19 protein-coding genes are annotated in these 21,568 nt (G+C 65.1%); 11 read left to right on the plus strand and 8 right to left on the minus strand.

Annotation, left to right across the window (positions count from 1 at the left end; genetic code table 11):
• Nucleotides 1–34: 34 nt before the first annotated feature.
• The 6 genes from DKM43_RS05160 to DKM43_RS05185 all read right to left on the minus strand — a co-directional run bounded on the left by DKM43_RS05160 (nt 35) and on the right by DKM43_RS05185 (nt 6,643).
• The gene (locus DKM43_RS05160; protein ID WP_109797411.1) at nt 35–292 is read right to left on the minus strand and encodes an ATP synthase F1 subunit epsilon; all 258 of its coding nucleotides are present in this window, start codon (nt 290–292) and stop codon (nt 35–37) included.
• Nucleotides 293–338: 46 nt separating this feature from the next.
• Entirely contained in the window at nt 339–1,784 is a 1,446-nt protein-coding gene (atpD, locus tag DKM43_RS05165; protein ID WP_109797412.1) for a F0F1 ATP synthase subunit beta, read from the minus strand.
• Between the two features lie 29 nt (nt 1,785–1,813).
• On the minus strand, nt 1,814–2,686 hold the full coding sequence (locus DKM43_RS05170) for a F0F1 ATP synthase subunit gamma (RefSeq protein ID WP_109797413.1): 873 nt from the start codon (nt 2,684–2,686) through the stop codon (nt 1,814–1,816).
• A gap of 77 nt (nt 2,687–2,763) precedes the next feature.
• The gene (gene atpA, locus DKM43_RS05175) at nt 2,764–4,293 is read right to left on the minus strand and encodes a F0F1 ATP synthase subunit alpha (RefSeq protein WP_109797414.1); all 1,530 of its coding nucleotides are present in this window, start codon (nt 4,291–4,293) and stop codon (nt 2,764–2,766) included.
• Between the two features lie 28 nt (nt 4,294–4,321).
• The gene (locus tag DKM43_RS05180; protein WP_109797999.1) at nt 4,322–4,876 is read right to left on the minus strand and encodes a F0F1 ATP synthase subunit delta; all 555 of its coding nucleotides are present in this window, start codon (nt 4,874–4,876) and stop codon (nt 4,322–4,324) included.
• A gap of 210 nt (nt 4,877–5,086) precedes the next feature.
• Nucleotides 5,087–6,643 carry a S1 family peptidase gene (locus DKM43_RS05185; protein WP_201739787.1) on the minus strand — a complete coding sequence of 519 codons (1,557 nt, stop codon included), beginning with the start codon at nt 6,641–6,643 and terminating at the stop codon, nt 5,087–5,089.
• 170 nt (nt 6,644–6,813) lie between these two features.
• Here DKM43_RS05185 and ada point away from each other — a divergent pair, with 170 nt between their 5' ends.
• Together ada and DKM43_RS05195 are read left to right on the plus strand one after the other, a co-directional pair.
• Nucleotides 6,814–7,869, plus strand: coding sequence for a bifunctional DNA-binding transcriptional regulator/O6-methylguanine-DNA methyltransferase Ada (ada, locus tag DKM43_RS05190; RefSeq protein WP_109797415.1), 1,056 nt, complete (start codon nt 6,814–6,816; stop codon nt 7,867–7,869).
• A 2-nt stretch (nt 7,870–7,871) separates the two neighbouring features.
• Nucleotides 7,872–8,741 carry a CPBP family intramembrane glutamic endopeptidase gene (locus DKM43_RS05195; RefSeq protein WP_109797416.1) on the plus strand — a complete coding sequence of 290 codons (870 nt, stop codon included), beginning with the start codon at nt 7,872–7,874 and terminating at the stop codon, nt 8,739–8,741.
• Here DKM43_RS05195 and DKM43_RS05200 read toward each other — a convergent pair.
• Nucleotides 8,738–10,291: a cryptochrome/photolyase family protein gene (locus DKM43_RS05200; protein WP_109797417.1), complete on the minus strand. Its 1,554-nt coding sequence runs from the start codon at nt 10,289–10,291 to the stop codon at nt 8,738–8,740. The genes DKM43_RS05195 and DKM43_RS05200 overlap by 4 nt on opposite strands.
• A gap of 48 nt (nt 10,292–10,339) precedes the next feature.
• On the minus strand, nt 10,340–12,505 hold the full coding sequence (locus DKM43_RS05205) for a primosomal protein N' (RefSeq protein ID WP_109797418.1): 2,166 nt from the start codon (nt 12,503–12,505) through the stop codon (nt 10,340–10,342).
• Nucleotides 12,506–12,578: 73 nt separating this feature from the next.
• Here DKM43_RS05205 and DKM43_RS05210 point away from each other — a divergent pair, with 73 nt between their 5' ends.
• The 9 genes from DKM43_RS05210 (at nt 12,579) to DKM43_RS05250 (ending at nt 21,568) form a co-directional block, all read left to right on the plus strand.
• Entirely contained in the window at nt 12,579–13,262 is a 684-nt protein-coding gene (locus DKM43_RS05210; protein WP_109797419.1) for a DUF4197 domain-containing protein, read from the plus strand.
• Between the two features lie 116 nt (nt 13,263–13,378).
• The gene (gene fsa / locus DKM43_RS05215) at nt 13,379–14,032 is read left to right on the plus strand and encodes a fructose-6-phosphate aldolase (RefSeq protein ID WP_109797420.1); all 654 of its coding nucleotides are present in this window, start codon (nt 13,379–13,381) and stop codon (nt 14,030–14,032) included.
• Between the two features lie 27 nt (nt 14,033–14,059).
• The gene (gene cobT, locus DKM43_RS05220; protein ID WP_109797421.1) at nt 14,060–15,874 is read left to right on the plus strand and encodes a cobaltochelatase subunit CobT; all 1,815 of its coding nucleotides are present in this window, start codon (nt 14,060–14,062) and stop codon (nt 15,872–15,874) included.
• A 114-nt stretch (nt 15,875–15,988) separates the two neighbouring features.
• The gene (locus DKM43_RS05225; RefSeq protein ID WP_145960475.1) at nt 15,989–16,654 is read left to right on the plus strand and encodes a hypothetical protein; all 666 of its coding nucleotides are present in this window, start codon (nt 15,989–15,991) and stop codon (nt 16,652–16,654) included.
• Nucleotides 16,651–17,166 (plus strand): DUF2846 domain-containing protein, encoded by a 516-nt coding sequence (locus DKM43_RS05230; protein WP_109797423.1) that lies wholly within the window; start codon nt 16,651–16,653, stop codon nt 17,164–17,166. The genes DKM43_RS05225 and DKM43_RS05230 overlap by 4 nt, the downstream gene beginning before the upstream one ends.
• A 58-nt stretch (nt 17,167–17,224) precedes the next feature.
• Nucleotides 17,225–17,896 carry a nitroreductase gene (locus DKM43_RS05235; protein WP_330857613.1) on the plus strand — a complete coding sequence of 224 codons (672 nt, stop codon included), beginning with the start codon at nt 17,225–17,227 and terminating at the stop codon, nt 17,894–17,896.
• A 19-nt stretch (nt 17,897–17,915) separates the two neighbouring features.
• Nucleotides 17,916–18,587 (plus strand): nitroreductase, encoded by a 672-nt coding sequence (locus tag DKM43_RS05240; RefSeq protein ID WP_109797424.1) that lies wholly within the window; start codon nt 17,916–17,918, stop codon nt 18,585–18,587.
• A gap of 181 nt (nt 18,588–18,768) precedes the next feature.
• Complete coding sequence (locus DKM43_RS05245) at nt 18,769–20,814, plus strand: adenylate/guanylate cyclase domain-containing protein (RefSeq protein WP_109797425.1); 2,046 nt, start codon at nt 18,769–18,771, stop codon at nt 20,812–20,814.
• Nucleotides 20,801–21,568 (plus strand): hypothetical protein, encoded by a 768-nt coding sequence (locus tag DKM43_RS05250; protein WP_109797426.1) that lies wholly within the window; start codon nt 20,801–20,803, stop codon nt 21,566–21,568. Before DKM43_RS05245 ends, DKM43_RS05250 begins: the two co-directional genes overlap by 14 nt.

Consider the following 21,568-nt stretch of genomic DNA (forward strand, 5'->3'; position numbering starts at 1 on the left):
GCCAGCCCCTTTCCTCAAAGACCTGACAGGCTGCTTAACCTTCGACGTGTTCGGCCAGAACGGTGAGGCCCTTGGCGCTGACTTCCGCGAAGCCGCCCTGAACCTTGATCTCTTCCGGCGCTGCGCCAGCAGCCTTGTAAACCTTGATGGCCCCGTCCTTGACCGTCGACATGAAGGGCGCATGGCCTTCAAGCACCCCGAATTCGCCGTCGGTGCCGGGGACGACGACCATGTGGACTTCCTCCGAGCGAACGAGGCGGGCCGGGGTGACGAGTTCGAAATGGAGAGACATCTCTTGCCTTTCGGTGTCCCCGGCCTGCGCCGGGGAACGAGGTCAATCAGGCTTCGGCAGCCAGCTTCTTGGCCTTCTCGACCGCCTCGTCGATGCCGCCCACCATGTAGAAAGCGGCTTCGGGGAGGTGATCATATTCGCCGTCGACGACCGCCTTGAACGAACGGACGGTGTCTTCGACCTGCACGAACTTGCCGGGGATGCCAGTGAACACTTCGGCCACGTGGAACGGCTGGCTGAGGAAGCGCTGGATCTTGCGGGCGCGGGCGACGGTGAGCTTGTCCTCTTCCGAAAGCTCATCCATGCCGAGGATCGCGATGATGTCCTGCAGAGACTTGTACTTCTGCAGCGTTTCCTGGACGCGGCGGGCGGTCTGGTAGTGCTCTTCGCCGACGACGGCGGGGGTCAGCACGCGCGAGGTCGAGTCGAGCGGGTCAACCGCCGGATAGATGCCGAGTTCCGAGATGGCGCGGTTCAGCGTGGTCGTCGCGTCGAGGTGGGCGAACGAGGTTGCCGGAGCAGGGTCGGTAAGGTCGTCGGCGGGAACGTAGATCGCCTGCACCGAGGTGATCGAGCCCTTGGTGGTGGAGGTGATGCGCTCCTGCAGCGCGCCCATGTCGGTGGCGAGCGTCGGCTGATAACCCACGGCCGAAGGAATACGGCCGAGCAGCGCCGACACTTCCGAACCCGCTTGTGTGAAGCGGAAGATGTTGTCGACGAAGAACAGAACGTCCTGACCTTCCTGATCGCGGAAGTATTCCGCCATGGTGAGGCCCGAAAGCGCCACGCGGGCACGCGCGCCCGGCGGTTCGTTCATCTGGCCGAACACCAGCGCCACCTTCGAGCCTTCCGGCGTCGGGTTGCCGTCGGCATCCTTGGCGATAACGCCCGCATCGAGGAACTCGTGGTAAAGGTCGTTGCCTTCGCGGGTGCGTTCACCCACACCTGCAAAGACCGACACGCCGCCGTGGCCCTTGGCGATGTTGTTGATCAGTTCCTGAATGAGCACGGTCTTGCCCACGCCCGCGCCGCCGAACAGACCGATCTTGCCGCCCTTCGCATAGGGGGCGAGGAGGTCGATCACCTTGATGCCGGTAACGAGGATCGAGGCTTCGGTCGACTGATCGATGAACTCCGGCGCCTTGGCGTGGATCGGTGCGGTCTGCTCTGCGCCCACCGGGCCACGCTCGTCGATGGGATCGCCCACGACATTCATGATGCGGCCAAGCGTCTTGGGGCCGACCGGCACCGAGATCTGCGCGCCGGTGTTGGTGACGGGCTGCCCGCGGGTCAGACCGTCGGTCGAGTCCATCGCGATGGTGCGGACGGTGTTCTCGCCGAGATGCTGGGCAACTTCGAGAACGAGGCGGTTGCCGTTGTTGTCGGTTTCAAGCGCCGAGAGGATCGCGGGGAGTTCGCCGTCGAACGTCACGTCGACGACGGCGCCGATGACCTGGCTGATCTTGCCGGTAGAGGAGAGCACGGTGGCCATGGTTGTTTCCTTGCCTTCTATCTCAGTCGTCAGAGCGCTTCGGCGCCAGCGATGATTTCGATGAGTTCGGTGGTGATCGCGGCCTGGCGGCTGCGGTTATACTGGATGGTGAGCTTGTTGATCAGCTCGCCGGCATTGCGCGTCGCGTTGTCCATCGCGGTCATCGAGGCACCCTGTTCGGAAGCCTCGCGCTCAAGCAGCGCGCCGAAGATCTGCGTGGTGACATAGCGCGGCAGCAGCTCTTCGAGGATTTCCTCCTCGCCCGGCTCGTATTCCACCACGGCGTCGATCACGACGATCTTGGTCGGGGCGGGGACGGGGATGATCTGCGTGGTCACAGGATCCTGCGCCAGCGCCGACTTGAACTTGGGCGCGACGAGATGGGCAACATCGAACTTGCCTGCCTCGAACATGGCCAGCAGTTCCTGCGCAATCGCCGCCGCCTCGTCGAAGCCGGGGGTGCGCACCGTGCTGGTATCGAACCCGGCGGCAATGGCGTTGGGAAAATCGCGCTTGATCGGCGCGCGGCCCTTCTTGCCCACGAGGTAGAAGGTCACGGTCTTGCCCGCTGCTTCCAGCGCCCGCGCCTGAAGCTTGGCTTCCTTGACGATGTTCGAGTTGAGGCCGCCGCACAGGCCCTTGTCGGTGTTGACCACGACCAGCAGGTGGCGCTGGTCCGACCCGGTGCCGCGCATGAGCAGCGGCCCGTTGTCCTGCCCTGCCACCTTGGCGGCGAGGCTGCCCATGACTTCGGCCAGACGGCTGGCATAGGGACGCGCAGCCTCGGCCGCAGCCTGTGCCTTGCGCAGCTTGGCCGCGGCGACCATCTGCTTGGCCTTGGTGATCTTCTGGGTCGATTTGACCGAGTTGATCCGACCCTTGAGTTCCTTCAGCGAGGCCATGACGGCTCCCTTGATCCGACACCCCGCCGCACCGGGCGGGGTGGCGTTGACTTCAAAGACTTAGGCGAACTGCCCAATCACGCGAACTGCTTTGCAAAGGCGTCGAGCGCCGCGACCAGCTTGCCCTTGGCTTCGTCGCCAAGATCTTTGGTGTCACGGATCAGGCCGAGCAGATCGGCGTGTTGCGAGCGCAGGAAGCTCAGCAGTTCGGCTTCGTATTCGTTGACGCGGTTCACGGGGATGGCGTCGAGATAGCCGTTGGTGCCAGCGAAGATCACGCAGGTCTGCTCTTCGAAGCCCAGCGGCGAGAACTGCGGCTGCTTGAGCAGTTCGGTCAGGCGTGCGCCGCGGTTGAGGAGCTTCTGTGTCGAGGCGTCAAGGTCCGAACCGAACTGGGCGAAGGCGGCCATTTCGCGATACTGGGCCAGCTCCAGCTTGATCGAGCCGGCAACCTTCTTCATCGCCTTGGTCTGGGCCGAGGAGCCGACGCGCGACACCGAGAGGCCAACGTTGATGGCCGGACGGATGCCCTGATAGAACAGGCCGGTTTCAAGGAAGATCTGGCCGTCGGTGATCGAGATCACGTTGGTCGGAATATAGGCCGAAACGTCGCCCGCCTGGGTTTCGATGATCGGCAGCGCGGTGAGCGAACCGGCACCGTTTTCGTCGTTCATCTTCGCGGCGCGCTCAAGCAGGCGGCTGTGGAGATAGAACACGTCACCCGGATAGGCTTCACGGCCCGGCGGACGGCGCAGCAGCAGCGACATCTGGCGATAGGCAACGGCCTGCTTGGAAAGGTCGTCATAGACGATCACGGCGTGCATGCCGTTGTCACGGAAGAATTCGCCCATCGTGGCGCCGGTGTAGGGCGCGAGATACTGGAGCGGGGCCGGTTCCGAGGCGGTCGCGGCGATCACGATGGAATATTCCATTGCGCCGTTTTCTTCGAGCTGACGCACGATCTGCGCAACGGTCGACCGCTTCTGGCCAACGGCCACGTAGATGCAGTAGAGCTTCTTGCTCTCGTCATCGCCGGCGTTGACGGCCTTCTGGTTGATGAAGGTGTCGATGGCGACGGCGGTCTTGCCGGTCTGACGGTCGCCAATGATGAGTTCGCGCTGGCCGCGGCCGACCGGCACGAGGGCGTCGATCGCCTTGAGGCCCGTCTGCACGGGTTCGTGCACCGACTTGCGCGGGATGATGCCCGGCGCCTTGACTTCCACGCGCTGGCGCGTGGCGCCTTCGATCGGCCCCTTGCCGTCGATCGGGTTGCCCAGAGCATCGACCACGCGGCCCAGCAGGCCCTTCCCGACGGGAACGTCGACGATCGTGCCGGTGCGCTTGACGACATCGCCTTCCTTGATCTCGGCGTCCGAGCCGAAGATCACGACACCCACGTTGTCTGCTTCGAGGTTGAGGGCCATGCCCTTCACACCGTTCGAGAACTCGACCATCTCACCGGCCTGGACCTTGTCGAGGCCGTGAATGCGGGCGATACCGTCACCCACCGAGAGAACCGACCCGACTTCCGAGACCTGTGCCTCGGTGCCGAAGCTGGCGATCTGGTCCTTGATGACCTTCGAGATTTCAGCGGCGCGGATTTCCATTTTCAGCCTTTCGTAGAGCCTTGAGGCTTCAAGCCTTCATCGCCTGGGCGAGGGAATTGAGACGGGTGCGGATGGAGCTGTCGATCATCTGGCTGCCGATCTTCACGACGAGACCGCCGAGAATATCGGGATCGACATTGGTCTTGAGCTTGATTGCCTTGCCGGTGCGCGCCTTGAGCTTTTCGGTCAGGGCAGCCGTCTGGGCTTCGTCAAGCGGGTGGGCGCTGGTGACTTCCGCGCTGACTTCGCCGCGATGCGCCGCAGCGATCTGGCCAAAGGCACGGATGATGTCGGGCAGGGAAGAAAGGCGGCGGTTCGCCGCCAACACGCCGAGGAAGTTCCTGGTGAGGCCATCAAGGCCGAGCAGCCCGGCGACCGCTTCAATCGCGCGGCCTGCGGCATCGCGGCCCAGCTGGGGGTTGGCAACAAGCGCCTGAAGATCGGCCGATTCGCGCAGTGCAGCAGAAAGCGTATCGAGATTGCTCTCGACGGACGGGACCAGACCCTTCTCGTTCGCCAGTTCGAACAACGCCGAAGCGTAACGTCCTGACAAGCTGGCAGTAATGCCGCCGGAAATCTCCACGCGCCGAGGTTCCTTCATCCAAGGATTAGCCGAAGCGGAACATTGCCGGTCGATGAACAGCCGGTTGCCCGCAGACGGGGCGCGCCTAGCAACGTCGCGGCCTTATGACAAGATGCGACTTGAGCGCTTGTGCATAGGTATGAGACTGCTTTTCACGCAGATCACGCGCCACTTGTCTGCCGGTCCGGCCGACCCTGCGGGCAAGGGCCGTCAATCCGCAGGCTGGCAGGTGTAACGCAGGCGCTCGTTCGGTTCGGGGGGCAGCAGGGCCTTGATCGCCTGCTGGCTCTGGCCGAACTGCCGGGCAGCATCCTCGCCGGCGTTGCAGGCCGGAGCATTCATCTTCGCCCTTGCGGTGCGTGCCTGCGTAATCACGTCCAGCCCGACAAGGTAGCGCTCGACTGTGTAGGTTCCGGTTTCCGGATCGAAGGTGTTGACCGAAACGGTGTCTTCGCCGTTAGGCACGAGGATGCGGCTCCAGCCATCCTGCGCAAGGCCATATTGCGTCTTGCCGTTCATGCAGCCTCCCTCGGACCATTCAATCGGAACGTCGGTGATGTCCGACACCGTGACCCGGCTGCGCTGGGGATCGAGCACGCAGATCATCGCGCCCGTGCTGCCTTTGCGGCTTTGCGCAGGCACGGCGCTGCTTCCGGGTTCGGGGTGGGGCAGAAGCTCCTGCGCGCGCTGGTCGATTGATTCGAGCGAGGGGCGCAGCATCCATGCGGCCACGGCCGCGATGAGCAACACGCCCGCGCCCGCCATCGTCTTTGCGGGCAATCTGCCACGGCTGCGCGATGCCTGAACGAAACCCCAGCCCCCCACGCCCCCAGCCGCCAGCAACAGCAGGGCCGCCAGCGCCAGGCCATTGTCGCGCTCGGCCAGAACGGCGCGCTCGGCATCGCGCAGCGCCTTGTCGAGCGCGCGTTCGCGCTTCTGCTCCTGCGCTTCGCGTTCGGCCCTCAGGCGCGCTTCCTCGCCTGCTGCGCGTTCCTGCTCGGCCCGGTCAAGATCGGCGATGGAGCGGCATGGCAGCCCGCTGGTATGGGCGCTGACATTGGCGCGGCGCAGGAATGCCGAAAGCTCGCGCATGGATATGGCGAAGTAGAAAGCCGAATCGGTGGTATTGTCGCTGACCGTTCCGAACGAGTTGACCCCGATCACCCGTCCGCAGGCATCCAGCAAGGGGCCGCCCGAATTGCCCGAACCCAGTGGAGCGGTGTGCAGCAGCGTATCGAACGAGCGCGAAGACCGGCCGCCCGAAAGGTAGCCGCGCGTCTTGACCGCAGCCTGCGGCCGCACGAGATCGGCCATGGAAAGGCCCTGCGCCAGATCGACATTGCCCGGATAGCCCACGGCATAGACTTCGGCGCCATCGCCGGGCACGCCGCCAAAGAGCGTGATCGGGGTAATTGATCCGCCCCCTTCGATCCGCAGCAAGGCAAGATCATTGCCGGGCGAATAGGCAACGAGACGCGCGGGAAAGCCATTGCGCCCTTCGGCGGGAACCACGCCCACGATGAGCGTGTCATCGCGGCGCAGCTCCTCCACGACGTGGGCATTGGTCACGATCAGTTCGGGCGTGACGGCAAAACCCGTGCCATGCGTGACCAGTCGGGCGCGTTCACCATCGGTCTCGATCAGCACTACGCGCACGACCGAGCGGCTGGCCGCGGTGATATCGGCAGGATCGGCCAGCGCAGCAGTGGCGCCAAGGGCTGCGAAGAGGGCGAGTAGAGTTGTGATTATCGATCTGGCGACACGCATGGCTCGCTTCTTGCGCCGTTTCGCTTTGATCGCAAGGTGCGGGAAGCAATGACCGGCGACGAGGGGCATCAAGGCAAGGGATCAAACCGGAAGCGCAAGGACAGACACTCTCGATGAACGCAGCATATCGCCTTTGCCGCCAGAACAGGCCGGGCTATGCCCACGGTGCCATGACCGACCTGCCGATCTGCGAGGAAGAAGCCTGGCGCGCTGTGCTTGCGCGCGACCGCAGTTACGACAGGCGTTTCGTTACCGGCGTGCTGAGCACCGGCATCTATTGCCGCCCCTCGTGCGCGGCGCGTCATCCCCGGCGCGAGAATGTGCGTTTTTTCGCCGATGGGCGCGCCGCCAGTGCAGAAGGGCTGCGGCCATGCCTGCGCTGCCAGCCGGATGCAGCGGCGCGCGATGAGCGGGCGGTGGAACAGGCAATCAAGACCATCCGGCAGGCGGATGAACGGGGCGAACGGCCACCTTCGCTTGACGAACTGGCGGGGGTGTGCGGCTATTCGCCAACGCATATCCAGCGCCTGTTCAGGCGGCACACCGGCCTTTCTCCGGCAGCCTATGCCCGCGCCCTGAAGCGCGAGCGCATGGCGCAGGGTCTATCGGGGGCGGCAAGCGTGACCGATGCCATCTATGATGCGGGTTTTTCCGGACCTTCGCGCTTCTATGCCGCGGCGCAGGAGCGGCTTGGCATGGCGCCATCGGCGTGGCGCAATGGTGGCCGCGGGGTGACGATCCGTTGGGCGGTGGTGACGACATCGCTGGGGCCAATGCTGGTGGCGGCGACAGGCAAGGGCGTGTGCCGCCTTTCCTTCAACGAGGACGAAAATGCCCTGCGCGCACGGTTTCCCGAAGCGCGGCTTGAAGCGGGCGATGCAGCATTTGCGGCGCTGCTGGGCGAGGTGATTGCCGCAGTGGAGACGCCCGGCCATCATCCGCACATCCCGCTGGATGTACAGGGGACCGCATTTCAGGAGGCGGTATGGCAGGCGCTGCGGCGCATCCCGCCCGGCGAAACCCGCAGCTATGCCCAGATCGCGGCCGAGGTGGGCCGCCCCGGTGCGGTGCGCGCGGCCGGATCGGCCAACGGCGCGAACAATGTGGCAGTGCTGATTCCCTGCCACCGGGTGATCCGTTCCGACGGGTCACTGGGCGGCTATGCCTATGGGCTTGAGATCAAGCGCCGCTTGCTCGACAAGGAGCGCGGTTCGCGGCAGGACTGAGGATGGAGCGCGCGGTGCAGGCAAAGGCAGGGGTCATACGGCGGATCATCGCATTTCCGCTGACGCTGCTTGTAATCGAGTTTCTGGCCGTGGGCCTTGCCGCATCGCTCGGCTCGGCGCTGCTGGTGCGCATGGCCGATCCGCAAGGGCTTTCGGGCCTTCTGGGGGCGACGGGCATCGCGCTGCTGTCGATTGCCGTCTATCTGGGCTGCCGACACTGGATCGAGCGGTCTGCCAACGATGAACTGTCGCCCGGCGCGCTGGCGCGGGAACTGCCGCTGGGGCTGCTGATCGGAGCGGGTCTGTTCACCGCGATGACGGCAATCGTGGCGGCACTTGGCGGGATCACGATCGAGCGGGTCAATGGCCTGGGCGCGCTCTGGGCCATGCTGGGGCTGGCGATCACGTCGGGCACGATCGAGGAAATCCTGTTTCGCGGCATTCTGCTGCGCCACATCGAGGCCATGCTGGGAACATGGGCCGCGCTGGTCATCACTTCGGCGCTGTTCGGACTTGCCCATCTGGCCAATCCGGGGGCGAGCCTGTTTGCAGCCTTTGCCATTTCCATGGAAGCGGGCATTCTGCTGGGTGCGGCCTATCTCTGGACGCGGCGTTTGTGGGTGCCCATCGGCATTCATGCGGCTTGGAACTTCACGCAAGGCTGGGTGTTCAGCGTGCCGGTATCGGGCGGCATCGCGCCGGACGGGCTACTGGTGACAAGCCGCGCCGGGCCGGACTGGCTCACCGGCGGAGCCTTTGGCCTTGAAGCCAGCGCGGTGGCCATGGCGGTCGCCACGCTGGCGGGGCTTTTTCTGCTGCTGCGCGTGGTGCGCGAAGGCGGCATTCGCCCGCCGATGTGGCGAAGCGCCTAGCGCGCCCAGCCTGCCCTCGCTGGCTCAAGCGTTGCAAGGAAGGCTTCAGCGCTTTCGAGATATTCCGTGCGCTTGTCCTCGCTCATCCGCCGCCATGTCGCATAGGGCTGGGCGAGGCGGGGATTGCGGGCAAGCCGTGCCTCGTTGCGGGCCAGAAAATGCCAGTAGAGCGCATTGAAGGGACAGGCATCAGGCCCGGTCTTGCGCTTCACGTCGAACCGGCACTGGCCGCAATAGTTGCTCATGCGGTTGATGTAGGCCCCGCTGGCGGCATAGGGTTTCGACGCCAGCCGCCCCTTTTCAGCATGAAGCACCATGCCGGCAACATTGGGCAGTTCCACCCATTCGAAGGCATCGGCATAGACCGCCAGATACCAGTCTGCCACGTCCTGAGGCCTGATCCCTGCAAGCAGCGCGAAGTTGCCCAGCACCATCAGGCGCTGGATGTGATGAGCATAGGCATTGTCGCGCGTGGCCCTCACGCAGTCGGCAAGGCAACGCATGGGCGTTTCGCCGGTCCAGTAGAAATCGGGCAGGGGGCGCGTGGCATCCAGCCCGTTCGCCTCGGCCAGACCCGGCATGTCCAGCCAATACATGCCCCGGATATATTCCCGCCAGCCGATGATCTGGCGGATGAAGCCTTCGACGGCCTCGATCGGTGCGCGTCCTTCGCGCCATTCCGCCTCGGCCCTGCGGCACAGATCCAGCGGATCGAGCAGCCCGATGTTGAGCGCGGACGAAAGCGCGGCGTGGAACAGGAAATCCTCTCCCGCAACCATGGCGTCCTGATATCTGCCGAACAGGGGCAGCCGTTCCTTCAGAAAGGCATCGCGCGCCGTCTCTGCATCCGCGCGGGTGACAGGCCAGCGGAAATGATCGAGCGAACCGAAGTGGTTGTCGAAGCGCGCTGCCACCATTTCGAGGACCTCGGCGGTAATGGCATCCGGCGCGAAGGCGGGCAGGGCTGGCGGCTGCAATCCCGCTTCCGGGCCGCCGCGGTTTTCCGCATCGAAGTTCCAGCGCCCGCCGACGGGCTTGTCGCCATCCATCAGCAGTCCGGTCCTGCGGCGCATTTCGCGGTAGAACCATTCCATGCGCAGTTCCTTGCGGCCCGCCGCCCATTCGAAGAAATCGGGCAGGGCGCAAATGAACCGCGTATCGGGCAGTATGCGCAGGCGCACGGGCAAGGTGGCGCGCCACTGCTCCATGGCCTGCCGCACGCGCCATTCGCCCGGCTCAGTCATCTGCACGCCGCGCGCGTTGTGGCGTGAAACGGCGCGGGCCACTTCGCCGCCAAAGCTGCCAGTGTTGGCGGGGTCATCAAGACGGATGTAATCGACCGTCCACCCGGCGGCGCGAAGTTCCTCGGCAAAGTGGCGCATGGCGGCAAGGATCAGCGCGATCTTGGCCTTGTGGTGGCGGACATAGGTGGTCTCTTCGGCCACCTCCATCATCAGCACCACGGTGTCGTCCGGCCTGCGGTCGGCAAGACTGGACAGCGCAGGCGAAAGCTGATCGCCAAGGATGGGCACGAGGACAGGGCCGGTCATGCCCTGGCAATGGCCGACGCACAGCCGCGCGCAACCTGCCCGTTGGGGTCAGACGAAGCTGTAGGGATCGATGTCCACCGCCACGCGCACACCGGGGGGGAAGCGCAGAGGATCAAGCCATTGGCGGATCACGCGTTGCAGTTCGGTCGATCGGCGCGCGTTCACCAGCAGGCGATAGCGATAGCGCCCGCGCAGCAGCGAAAGCGGGGCAGGTGCAGGACCAAGGATCAGCACGTCATCAAGCCGGGGCGCGCTGCCGCCGATGCCGCGCGCCGCATCGCGCGCCTCGGCCTCGTCCTCGCTCGAAACGATGATGGCGGCCCAGCGGCCGAAGGGCGGCGCGCCCGCATCGCGGCGGCTTTCCGCTTCGGCGGCATAGAAGGCGTCGCGGTCGCCGCTGGCAAGCGCGGCGATGACGGGCGCTTCGGGGTGGCGGGTCTGGATCATGACCTCGCCGGGCTTTTCGCCGCGCCCGGCGCGCCCGGCAACTTGCGCCACCTGCTGATAGGTTCGCTCGGCAGCACGCAGATCGCCGCCCTCCAGCCCCATGTCGGCATCGATCACGCCAACCAGTGTCAGTTCGGGAAAGTGATAGCCCTTTGTGACAAGCTGCGTTCCCACGATCACGTCAATTGCGCCGCTGCTGGCCATTTCGACGAACTCTCCCGCCTTGGCCGGACTGGTCAGCGTATCGGATGTCACCAGCGCCACGCGCGCCTGTGGCAGGATCTCGGCCACTTCCTCGGCAATACGCTCAACGCCGGGGCCGCAGGCGACAAGGCAATCGGGTTCGTGGCATTCCGGGCAGGCATCGGGCGGCGCGACTTCGTGCCCGCAATGGTGGCAGGCAAGGCGGCGCGAAAGCCGGTGCTCCACCAGCCATGCGGAACAGTTGGGACACTGGAAGCGATAGCCGCAGGTGCGGCACAGCGTTAGCGGGGCATAGCCGCGCCGGTTGAGGAACAGCAGCGATTGTTCCCCCTTGTCCAGCCGGTCCTTCAGCGCGCTGACCAGCGGCGGCGCGATCCAGTGTCCGCGCTCAGGCTGATCGGTGCGCAGGTCCACGATCTGCACGTCGGGCATGGTTGCCCCGCCAAAACGCGCGGGCAGGACGACGCGCTCATACCGGCCGGCCTCGGCCATTTGCAGGCTTTCCAGCGCGGGCGTGGCACTGGCGAGGATGACGGGCACGTTTTCGAAGCGCGCGCGCATCACCGCTACGTCGCGCGCGTTGTAGCGCACGCCATCGTCCTGCTTGAACGAGATCTCGTGCGCTTCATCGACCACGATCAGGCCAAGCGCGGCAAAGGGCAGGAACAGCGCGCTGCGGGCGCCGACCACGACCTGTGCTTCGCCAAAGGCCACGCTGCGCCATGCCCGCCGCCGCTCCGATGCCTTGAGCGAGGAGTGCCACGTGACCGGCGGGACCCCGAAGCGTGCCTCGAAGCGTTTCAGGAAAGTCTGCGTCAGAGCGATTTCGGGCAGGAGCACAAGCACCTGGCGGCCCTGTTCCAGCGCTGCGGCTATGGCTTCGAAGTAGGTTTCGGTCTTGCCCGATCCGGTCACGCCATCAAGGAGAAAGGGTTGGAAGCCCCGCGCATTCACGGCTGCGATGAAGCGCGCTGCGGCCCCTGCCTGCTCGGACGAAAGCGCCGGTGCATCGTGATGCGGGTCGGCCGCGGGATAGGGCCGGTCCGAATCGACCGTCACCGCCTCAAGCAGACCAGCGCCCACCATGCCGCGCAGCACCCCGTCAGAAACGCCCGCGATTGCCGCAAGCTCGCGGATCGTGGCCTGCTGGCCATCGAGCAGTTCCATCGCCCTGGCACGCTGCGGGGTCAGGCGTTCGGCGGTCTTTCCGGTCAGGCGGTATTCGGTGATCGTGCCGCCGCCCTGAAGGGCTGCGGTGCTTGACAGCGCCATCCGCGCCACCGCGGCAAGCGGGGCAAGGTAATAGTCCGCTGTCCATTCGATCAGGCGCCTGAGGGGGGTGGGCAGAGGCGGGACCGGCAGAACCGCAAGCAGCGGTCGCAGCTTGTGATCGGGAACCTCGGTTCCCGCAAGCCGTTCGGCCTCCCAGACCACGCCGATGATCTGGCGCGGGCCGAGCGGGGCAAGAACCACGCTGCCTGGTTCCACCGTCATGCCGGGCGGGACGCGGTAATCGAGCGGGCCAAGCGCGGCATTGAAGACGAGGCATCGGACACGGTTCATGTTAGGCCGTCTATATGGGGCGCGGACGCGGGCGGCAAAGCCTGCGGCGCAAGTGAACTGAGGAGAACGCAAAGTGCCGGACACGAACCTGCCTCTGAACCGCCGCCATGCGATAGGCGCACTGGCATCGGCTGCCGCGCTTTCGGTGGCGGCCTGCTCCGGGTATCAGGGCTTCTCGTTAGAGGAAGCGGTGCGGCGTCTGCTTTTCCTGTCAAGCGACCGCGCCTTCGCCCGACTGCTGGCACCCGGCGGCTTCTGGGACGATCAGATCACCCGTCTGGCCCTGCCCGATGCAATCGGTTCGCGCGGGAATGTTCTTGCCCGCATCCTGACCGGGCCGCTGATGAAGGACCGGTTGCAGCGTGCCTTCAACGACATGGCATTCGATGCTGCCGATCGGGCTGCGCCCTATGTCGCCGATGTGGTGCGCACCATCGGCGTGCGCGATGCCATGGCCCTGCTGCGTGGCGGCGATCCCATGGCGGCAACCGCGTTTCTCCAGCGCGAAATGGGCGGGCGGCTGGTCGAGGTCATGGTTCCCGCTTTCGGCAGTGCCCTGCGCGCCACGCGCGATCCGCTGGTGGGTGAAGTGCTGGCAGCGCTGACCGGGGTGGACCTTGGCGGCATTGCCAGTTCGCTTGCGCGCGATGCCGATGCCGCGATCTTCCGCGCGATCGGCCGCGAGGAAGCCGCGATCCGCGCCAATCCGCGTTCCACCAACGACCCGCTGCTGATTGCCGCGCTGGCGCTGAAATAGTGCGCAGCACTGGTGCATATGTCTGATTAATTCGTATGGTTCGTGCCTGACATCCCGTCCGGCTTTGCCTATAGGCAGGCGGGAATCGCTCTTCGTTCATCTGGAAGGCCCCCATCATGAAGTTCTTCGTCGATACTGCCGATACCGCCGAAATCGCCGATCTTGCCGCTACCGGCCTGCTCGATGGCGTGACCACCAATCCCACGCTGATTGCCAAGGCGGGCAAGGACTTCATCGAGGTGACGCGCGAAATCTGCGGGCTGGTCGATGGGCCGGTCTCGGCCGAAGTCGTCGCGCTCGACCACGAAGGGATGATGCGCGAGGCCGAAGTGCTGCGCAAGATTGCCGACAACGTCTGCATCAAGGTGCCGCTGACGATCGACGGCCTCAAGACCTGCAAGGCGCTGACCGGCGATGGCACCAAGGTCAACGTCACGCTGTGCTTTTCGGCCAATCAGGCGCTTCTGGCGGCCAAGGCGGGCGCCACCTTCATTTCGCCCTTCGTGGGCCGCCATGACGACAATGGCTTCGACGGCATGGACCTGATCCGCGACATCCGCCTTATCTACGACAACTACGCCTTCGAGACCGAAATCCTCGTCGCCTCGATCCGCCATGGGGTGCATGTGCTTGAAAGCGCGCGCATCGGCGCCGATGTCATCACCGCGCCGCCCGCCGTCATCAAGGGCCTGTTCAAACATGTCCTTACGGACAAGGGCATCGAAGGCTTTCTTGCAGACTGGGCGAAGACCGGCCAGAAGATCGTCTGATCTTCCTGTTGCACGGGCGCTGTTTCCTTGGCTGATGAATCCCCCCTCGACCGTTTCCGCGCGGTGCTGACCGGCACCGCGCGCGCCGTTTCGCTTGATCCAGAGGTTGAAGTGGCGTGGACGGCCGATGCGCCGGTGCAGTCGGGCAACGCGATGCGGGTGCCCATGCCGGGCCGCACGTTGCCAGCCGATCAGGTGGCACAGGCGCGTGGCCATGCCGATTCGATGGCGCTGCGCCTGCGCCATCACAATGCCGCCCTGCATGGCCGCAATGCGCCGGCAGAACCGCTGGCCCGCGCTTGCTATGATGCGGTTGAGCAGGTGCGATATGAGGCACTGGGCGCCAATGCCTATGCCGGGATGCGCGGCAATCTGGGTGCGGCGCTCGACATGCGCGTGGCATCCGATCCGATCGCGCGCGCGGCAAAGCCCGAAGACGTGCCGCTGCCCACCGCACTTGCCCTGCTGCTGCGCGAGAAGCTGACCGGGGCCGAAGTGCCAGCCTCTGCCAGCACCGGCATGGCCATGGTGCGAAGCTGGATCGAAAGCAGGATCGGCAACGATGTGGAGGCGCTGGCGCTGTCGCTCGACGATCAGCGCGCCTTCCAGCAGATCGCGCTCGACATGTTGCAGCACCTTGAACTCACCCAGTCTGCCAGCGATCAGGAGGAGGAGACCGACGAGGACGAGGGCGAGCAGCAGGAGGACGAAGGCGAGGAAGAGCCGAGCACGTCCGACGATCAGGATCAGCAGCCGTCCGAAGTGGCGGGTGACACCAGCGAGGGTGACGAGGAATCGGACTCCGAAGAGGAGGTCGAGCAGAACGACGATGCTGCCGATTCCGACATGGCCGACGAGGGCGAGGAAGGCATGTTGCCCACGCGCCCCAACCGGCCATGGACCGATTTGCCCGAAGATTTCGATTACAAGGCATTCACCGTCCAGTTCGACGAAGTGGTTGCCGCGACCGACCTGTGCGACGAGGAAGAACTGACGCGCCTGCGCGCCTATCTCGATACGCAGCTCAAGGGCCTTCAGGGCGTGGTCACGCGGCTGGCCAACCGTTTGCAGCGCCGCCTGATGGCGCAGCAGAACCGTTCGTGGGATTTCGATCAGGAAGAAGGGCTGCTCGATGCCGCGCGCCTTGCCCGCGTGGTGATCTCGCCGGGCCATTCGCTGTCCTACAAGGTGGAGCGCGATGTCGAGTTCAAGGACACCATCGTCACCCTGCTGATCGACAATTCCGGATCGATGCGCGGGCGGCCCATCTCGATTGCCGCGATCAGCGCCGACATTCTGGCCCGCACGCTGGAACGCTGCGGCGTGAAGACGGAGATTCTGGGGTTCACCACCCGCGCGTGGAAAGGCGGGCAAAGCCGCGAGGCATGGCTGGCGGGGGGCAAGCCTGCCCAGCCGGGCCGCCTCAACGATCTGCGCCACATCATCTACAAGAAGGCGGATGAGCCTTGGCGCCGCGCGCGCAAGAACCTTGGCCTGATGATGCGCGAGGGGCTGCTGAAGGAAAACATCGACGGGGAAGCCCTGCTCTGGGCGCACACGCGCCTGCTGGCCCGCCCCGAAGACCGCCGCATCCTCATGGTCATTTCCGATGGTGCGCCGGTTGATGATTCGACGCTTTCGGTGAACAACGCCGGATACCTCGAACAGCACCTGCGCAAGGTGATCGGCTGGATCGAGAAGCAGTCGCCGGTGCAGCTTGTCGCCATTGGCATCGGCCATGATGTGACGCGCTATTACCGCCGAGCCGTGACAATCATGGATGCCGAGCAACTGGGCGGCACGATCATCGAACAACTGGCCGATCTGTTCGAGGACGAATAGCCCCGTCACGGACAAGATGCCGCTTGCACACTTTGCAATAGTGCGGCAGTGTTCGGCATAGTGAACCGGGGGCCGTCTTTTCTTTTGCGCAAAGCGCGGACAGCCTGCGGGTTGGTGGTTTTCGCGCAGGTGCCTTTTGCGCCGATGGCCGCAGCGCAGGATGCCTCTGCTGCTCCTGCGGCATCTGATGCCCTGACCGATGCTCAGCCCATCGAAAGAGCCGCGGGCGCGTTGAAAGACGGCATGCCTGCTGATGTGCGGGCAATTCCGGCGCTGACGCCGGTTTCAATCGTGATCGATGCCGATCTTGGCAGCAAGATCAGCACCACGGGTCAGACCTTTCCCATTCATCTGGCCGAGACCATCGTGATCGATGGTCACGAACTGGCGCCTGCGGGAGCGGTCGGGGAGGGCGAGGTCATCCATGCCAAGAAGGCGGGAGGCAGTGGCGCGCCGGGCGAACTGGTCCTGACCGCGCGCTTCCTCACGGTGAACGGCCGGCCGCTGAAGCTCCGCTCGATGCGGGTCGGGCTGGTCGGAGGTGATGCGGTGAATGGTGTCGTGGCATTCAATGCTGCCACCGCCGCCACGCCTTTGCCCATCGGGATCATCGGCTTTGCCGTGACGGGGCGCAATGTCGTCTATCCGAAGGGAACGGTTGCCATGGCCAAGACGTCCGAGCCGTTCGTCATCGCGGCCGAAGGCGGGGCGACGCAGCCATCAAGCGCAGAGATTTCACCCGGCGATCGTGCCGGAATGCAGGGAAGGGGTAACGAATGAAGCGGACAACGACGCGCGCACTGGTCGCAGCGGTCACATTGGCCATGGCGCCTGCGGCGGGAGGCGTCTCGCACGCCGCAGACAAGGCGCCAGTGGTCATCCCGCCGCCGCCGCCGGGCAAGGGCCAGATCGTGTTCTACCGCACGGGCACGATCATGGGGGCGGCCATGGGCTGCGCTGTGAACGAAAACGGCCAGAAGATCAGCTCGCTGGGCGCGGGGCGCTATTTCATCCTCGTTACCGATCCGGGCCGCCACGAATACACCGTGAAGAGCGAGGCCAAGGACGTGCTGGCGCTTCAGGTCGAAGCCGATGAAACCCAGTATGCCATGTGCAAGATCAAGATGGGGATCATGGCCGGACGGCCCGACCTGCGCCCATCGACCGAGGCGGAGTTCGTCAAGTCGAGCACGGACCGTCTTGTCGATGCCGACGACATGGGGCCGGGACCGGGTGCGCTGCGCCCCGATGAAGTTGCCGCAGCCGTTGCAGCGATGAAGGCCAAGGGCTGAGGGCAAAGATTGCCGTGGCGGGTTGACGTGCCGGTTTTAACCGGGCAGTTAATCCGCCATGAGCACCATGACCGTCAGCGAAGCCGTCCTTTCCCGCCGTTCGATCCGCGCGTTCAAGCCCGATCCCGTGCCGCTGGAGGTTCTCCAACGGATCATGGACAAGGCGCGCTGGGCGCCTTCGGGCTGCAATTTCCAGCCTTGGGAAGCCACCATCGTCACCGGCGCGCCGTTGGCTGAATTGCAGGCGAAGATGCTGGCCGCCCCTTTTCAGGATCCGCCGGAATATTCCTGGTCCGATCCCGAAGTGATCCCCGAATGCAAGGCCCGGCTCCAGCGCGTGGGAGCGGCGATGTATCAGGCGATGGAGATCGGCCGCAGCGATGCCGACGCCCGCGCAGATTTCGTGCGCAACAATGTCACCTCGTTCGGCGCGCCTGCGGTGCTCTTGTGCTATTTCGACCGGCGCATGGGACCGCCGCAGTGGTCGGACGTGGGCATGTGGCTCCAGACCATTATGCTGCTGCTGCGCGAGGAAGGGCTCGATTCCTGCCCGCAGGAGTTCCTTTCGATGCACGCGAAGCTCATCAAGGAGTTCATCGGCGTTTCCGATGAAACGCACATTTTCTTCTGCGGCATCGCCATCGGCCGGCGGGTTGAGGACAATCCCGTGAACGGGTTCGAGCGTGAGCGTGAACCGGTGGAAGGCAACGTGCGCTTCCTCGGATTCTGAGCAAGAAGGGGATGGCGCGGTGAACGTCTCCGAAGCGGTATCCTCGCGCCGGTCCATAAGGCTGTTCCGCCCCGATCCGGTGCCGCAGGACATCTTGCAGCGTGTGCTGGAAAAGGCGCAGCGCGCCCCTTCGGGCGGCAATGTCCAGCCGTGGAATGCGCATGTCATCGCCGGTGAGCCGCTGGCCCGGCTGGTGGAGGAGGTGGCGCAGGCGCTCCCCGCAGGCCGCGCTGCCCATGCGCCAGAATATGCCATCTACCCGCCCGAACTGGATGGCGCTTACGAAGCGCGGCGGTTCGGCGTGGGCGAGGCGATGTATGCCGCGCTCGGCATCGGGCGCGAGGACAAGCGCGGGCGGCTGGCCCAGTTCGTCAGCAACTTTCGCGCCTTCGGTGCGCCCGTGCTGATGCTGGTGCACACCCCGCGCTACATGGGGCCGCCGCAGTGGTCCGATATCGGCATGTGGTTGCAAACGGTTATGCTGTTGCTGCGCGAGGAAGGGCTTGATTCCTGCGCGCAGGAAGCATGGGCGGTTTATCAGAAGCAGGTGCGCGCCTGCGTTCCGATCCCGCAGGATCACATCTTCTTCTGTGGTCTGGCCATCGGCTGGCGCGATCCCGACGCGCCCGTCAACACATTCGCGGTGCCGCGCGCGCCTCTGACCGAGGCCATCACCTTCGACGGTTTCTGAACCGCTTGGCCTGCATCCCCCGCACCAGATGCGGACAGTTTCGCATTGGCAGTGCAGCAACAATCGGCCATCATCGGATAACGAGGTGCGAGGGTGCCGGGCACTGGCTGACATCAGGCCGACGTGTCCGGCAAGGCCGGGTGGTCCTTGCCTTGCGGGCAGTTCGGAATGGGGGCCGGTCATGCCGTGGCGTAACGATGAGGCAGCAGCGGGCGCGGACGAGATTGGCCGCACCGCCCTGCGCGGGCTTGGCCAGCTCGGCACCCAGCGCACGATCATGGCGCTGCTGCTGATCGCGCTGGCGCTGTTCGTGGCCTTCAGCAGTTGGCGGCTGCCGCTGTTGCGTGATGCGGAAGCCGCGCTCTATGATCTGCGCGCCGCCAACTTCGCGCCGCCTGCCGATACTGACCAGCGCGTGACGCTGGTGGTCTATACCGCCGATACCAACCGCGCGACGGGCCAGATATCCCCGGTGGACCGCACGATCCTTGCCAAGGCGCTTGGCCAGATCGATGCGCTTGGCGCAAAGGGCGTGGGGATCGACATCCTGTTCGACAGCCCGCAGGACGACGACGAACTGCTGCGCGCCGCACTCATGGCAATGAAGACGCCCGTCTATCTTGCCTATGCCGACAATCGCACCAATCCCGAAGCAATCACCTACGAACAGGAGCAGGATCTCAAGGCATTCCTCAAGACGGTGCGGACGGACAAGGTCGGCCCGGCATCGATCCTGCTGGAAACCGATGCCGATGGCGTTGCCCGGCGCTGGCCCCGGCAATATCCCGGTCTGCCGCCGCTGCTGTCGCTGGCCCTGACGCAGAACGGTCCCGATGCCGATGCCCGCTTTGCCGCCTATACCGGACCGATCCGGTTTCGGGTGCCTACCGCCACTGACCGGCCCGTCTTCGACAAGATCCCCATCGACCTTCTGGCCGATCCGGAAACCGCTCCGCTTGTGGCCGATGTCGTAAGGGGGCGCTATGTCCTGATTGGCGGAGACTTTTCCGATTTCGACCAGTTCGACACGCCCTTTACCCGCACCGGCAACCCGGTCACGGGCGAGACTCGCATGATCGGTGTGGAAGTCCATGCCTCGATGCTGGCGCAATTGCTCGACAAGGCATGGAAGGCACCGCCTGCCACCTGGATGAAGCTGTTGGCGGCGCTGATTGCGGTTGGACTGGGGGTTGGCACTGCTGCGGCGCAGGTGCGCACGTGGGTTCTGGCTTTGGCGGTTCTGGCGCAATTCGCGCTGTTTCTGATCGTGCCATTCCTGGCCGAGCGGGCAGGCTTCGACACGCTCGATCTTCCCGCCACCGGCTGGCTGGTCGGCTGGCTTATCGCGTTTACCGCGGTCAGTTCGGCGCTGCGCGCGATCAACGCGGCGCAGCGCGAGTTTGCGCAGGGTGCGCTGGGCAAATACCTGCCCCGCTCGGTTGCCTCCGAAATCATGCGCAACCCCGAACGGCTTTCGCTTCACGGCGAGAAGCGCGAGATATTCTGCCTGTTCAGCGATCTGGAGGGCTTCACCAAGCTGACTCACGCGGTAGAGCCGGAAGTGATCGCGCGGCTGCTCAACGATTACCTCGATCGGCTGAGCGCGGTTGTGCTCGAATACGGCGGCACGCTCGACAAGTTCGTGGGCGATGCGGTCGTTGCGTTCTGGGGTGCGCCGATTGCCTATCCCGACGATGGCGAACGGGCGGTGAAGGCGGCATGGGCGATGTATCTTGCCGGCGAAGAGTTCCGCAAGGCAGCGCCCGCCGGGGTTCCCCGGATTGGCCGCACCCGAGTCGGCGTCCACTATGGCGAGGCGGTGGTCGGCAATTTCGGCGGCGAGGGGCGCATCCAGTACACCGCGCTGGGCGATGCCATGAACACGGCGGCGCGCCTTGAAGGGGCGAACAAGGCGCTGGGCACCAGGGTTCTGGTCAGCCGCGAGGCGGCCGAACGATCAGGGCTCGACTGGTTCCGGCCCATGGGCGAGGTGGTCCTGCGGGGACGTGCCACACCCGTCGAGGTGTTTGAGCCGGTTCCCGAAATGGCCGCCGAGGCGCGCGCGCTCTCGGCTGAACTGATCAGCGCCCATTCAGCAGGCGACATGCACCGAGTGCAGGCGCTCACAGACAGGCTGCTGGAAACAGCGCAAAGTGATGATGCATTGATGAACCTCGTCGAGCGATTGCGCGCGAGGCACAAGGGAGAAGCATATGGGTTGGGGTGAACGCAGGCGGATGCGCGCAGGACTTGCCGCGGCAATCGCGCTGGCCGCTACCGCAATCGGCGGGCAGGCGGCTGCGCAATCGGTGGTGGTGCGCTCGACCGGGCCATCGGCGGGCAGCTATCCGCAAGGACGCAAGCTTCCCGCCGATGCCACGGTTGTCCTGAAAGCGGGCGATCAGGTCACGGTGCTCGACAGGGCGGGAACGCGGGTTCTGGCAGGGCCGGGGACATTTATCCTGAACGGCGCGGTCAACCGTGACAATTCGGGGGCAGTGGCACTTGCAGCCATGATGACCCGCGGCGGCAGCGCGCGGACTCGCACCGGGGCCGTGCGTGGTGGGGGCGATGCGCCAGCCGCGCCCGTGGTGGCCAAGCCCGACAATGTCTGGCAGATCGATGTCAGCAAGGGCGGGGCCTATTGCGTTGCCGATCCGGCCGCTCTCGTGCTCTGGCGCCCGGACAAGACTGCGGACGGCACCGGCAAGCTGCTTTCGCAGGATGGCAGCACGGCAGATGTCACCTGGCGCGCGGGCAATCCGCTCAAGCTCTGGCCGGTGGCAAGCGTGCCCGTGATCGATGGGCAGACCTACACTTTCAGCAGCCTGGTTGGCGCGCCGGTGAAAATCCGCACGATGCTGCTGCCCGAAGTGCCCGCCGATGCGGTGGAGTTGGCCGCGCTCATGGCTGAAAAGGGTTGCACGGCGCAGCTTGATCTTCTGGCAGGGCTTTCTGCCGCCAGTCAGGCGGGTGGTTGA

The organism is Novosphingobium meiothermophilum (assembly GCF_003171715.1).
Taxonomy (GTDB): Bacteria; Pseudomonadota; Alphaproteobacteria; order Sphingomonadales; family Sphingomonadaceae; genus Novosphingobium; species Novosphingobium meiothermophilum.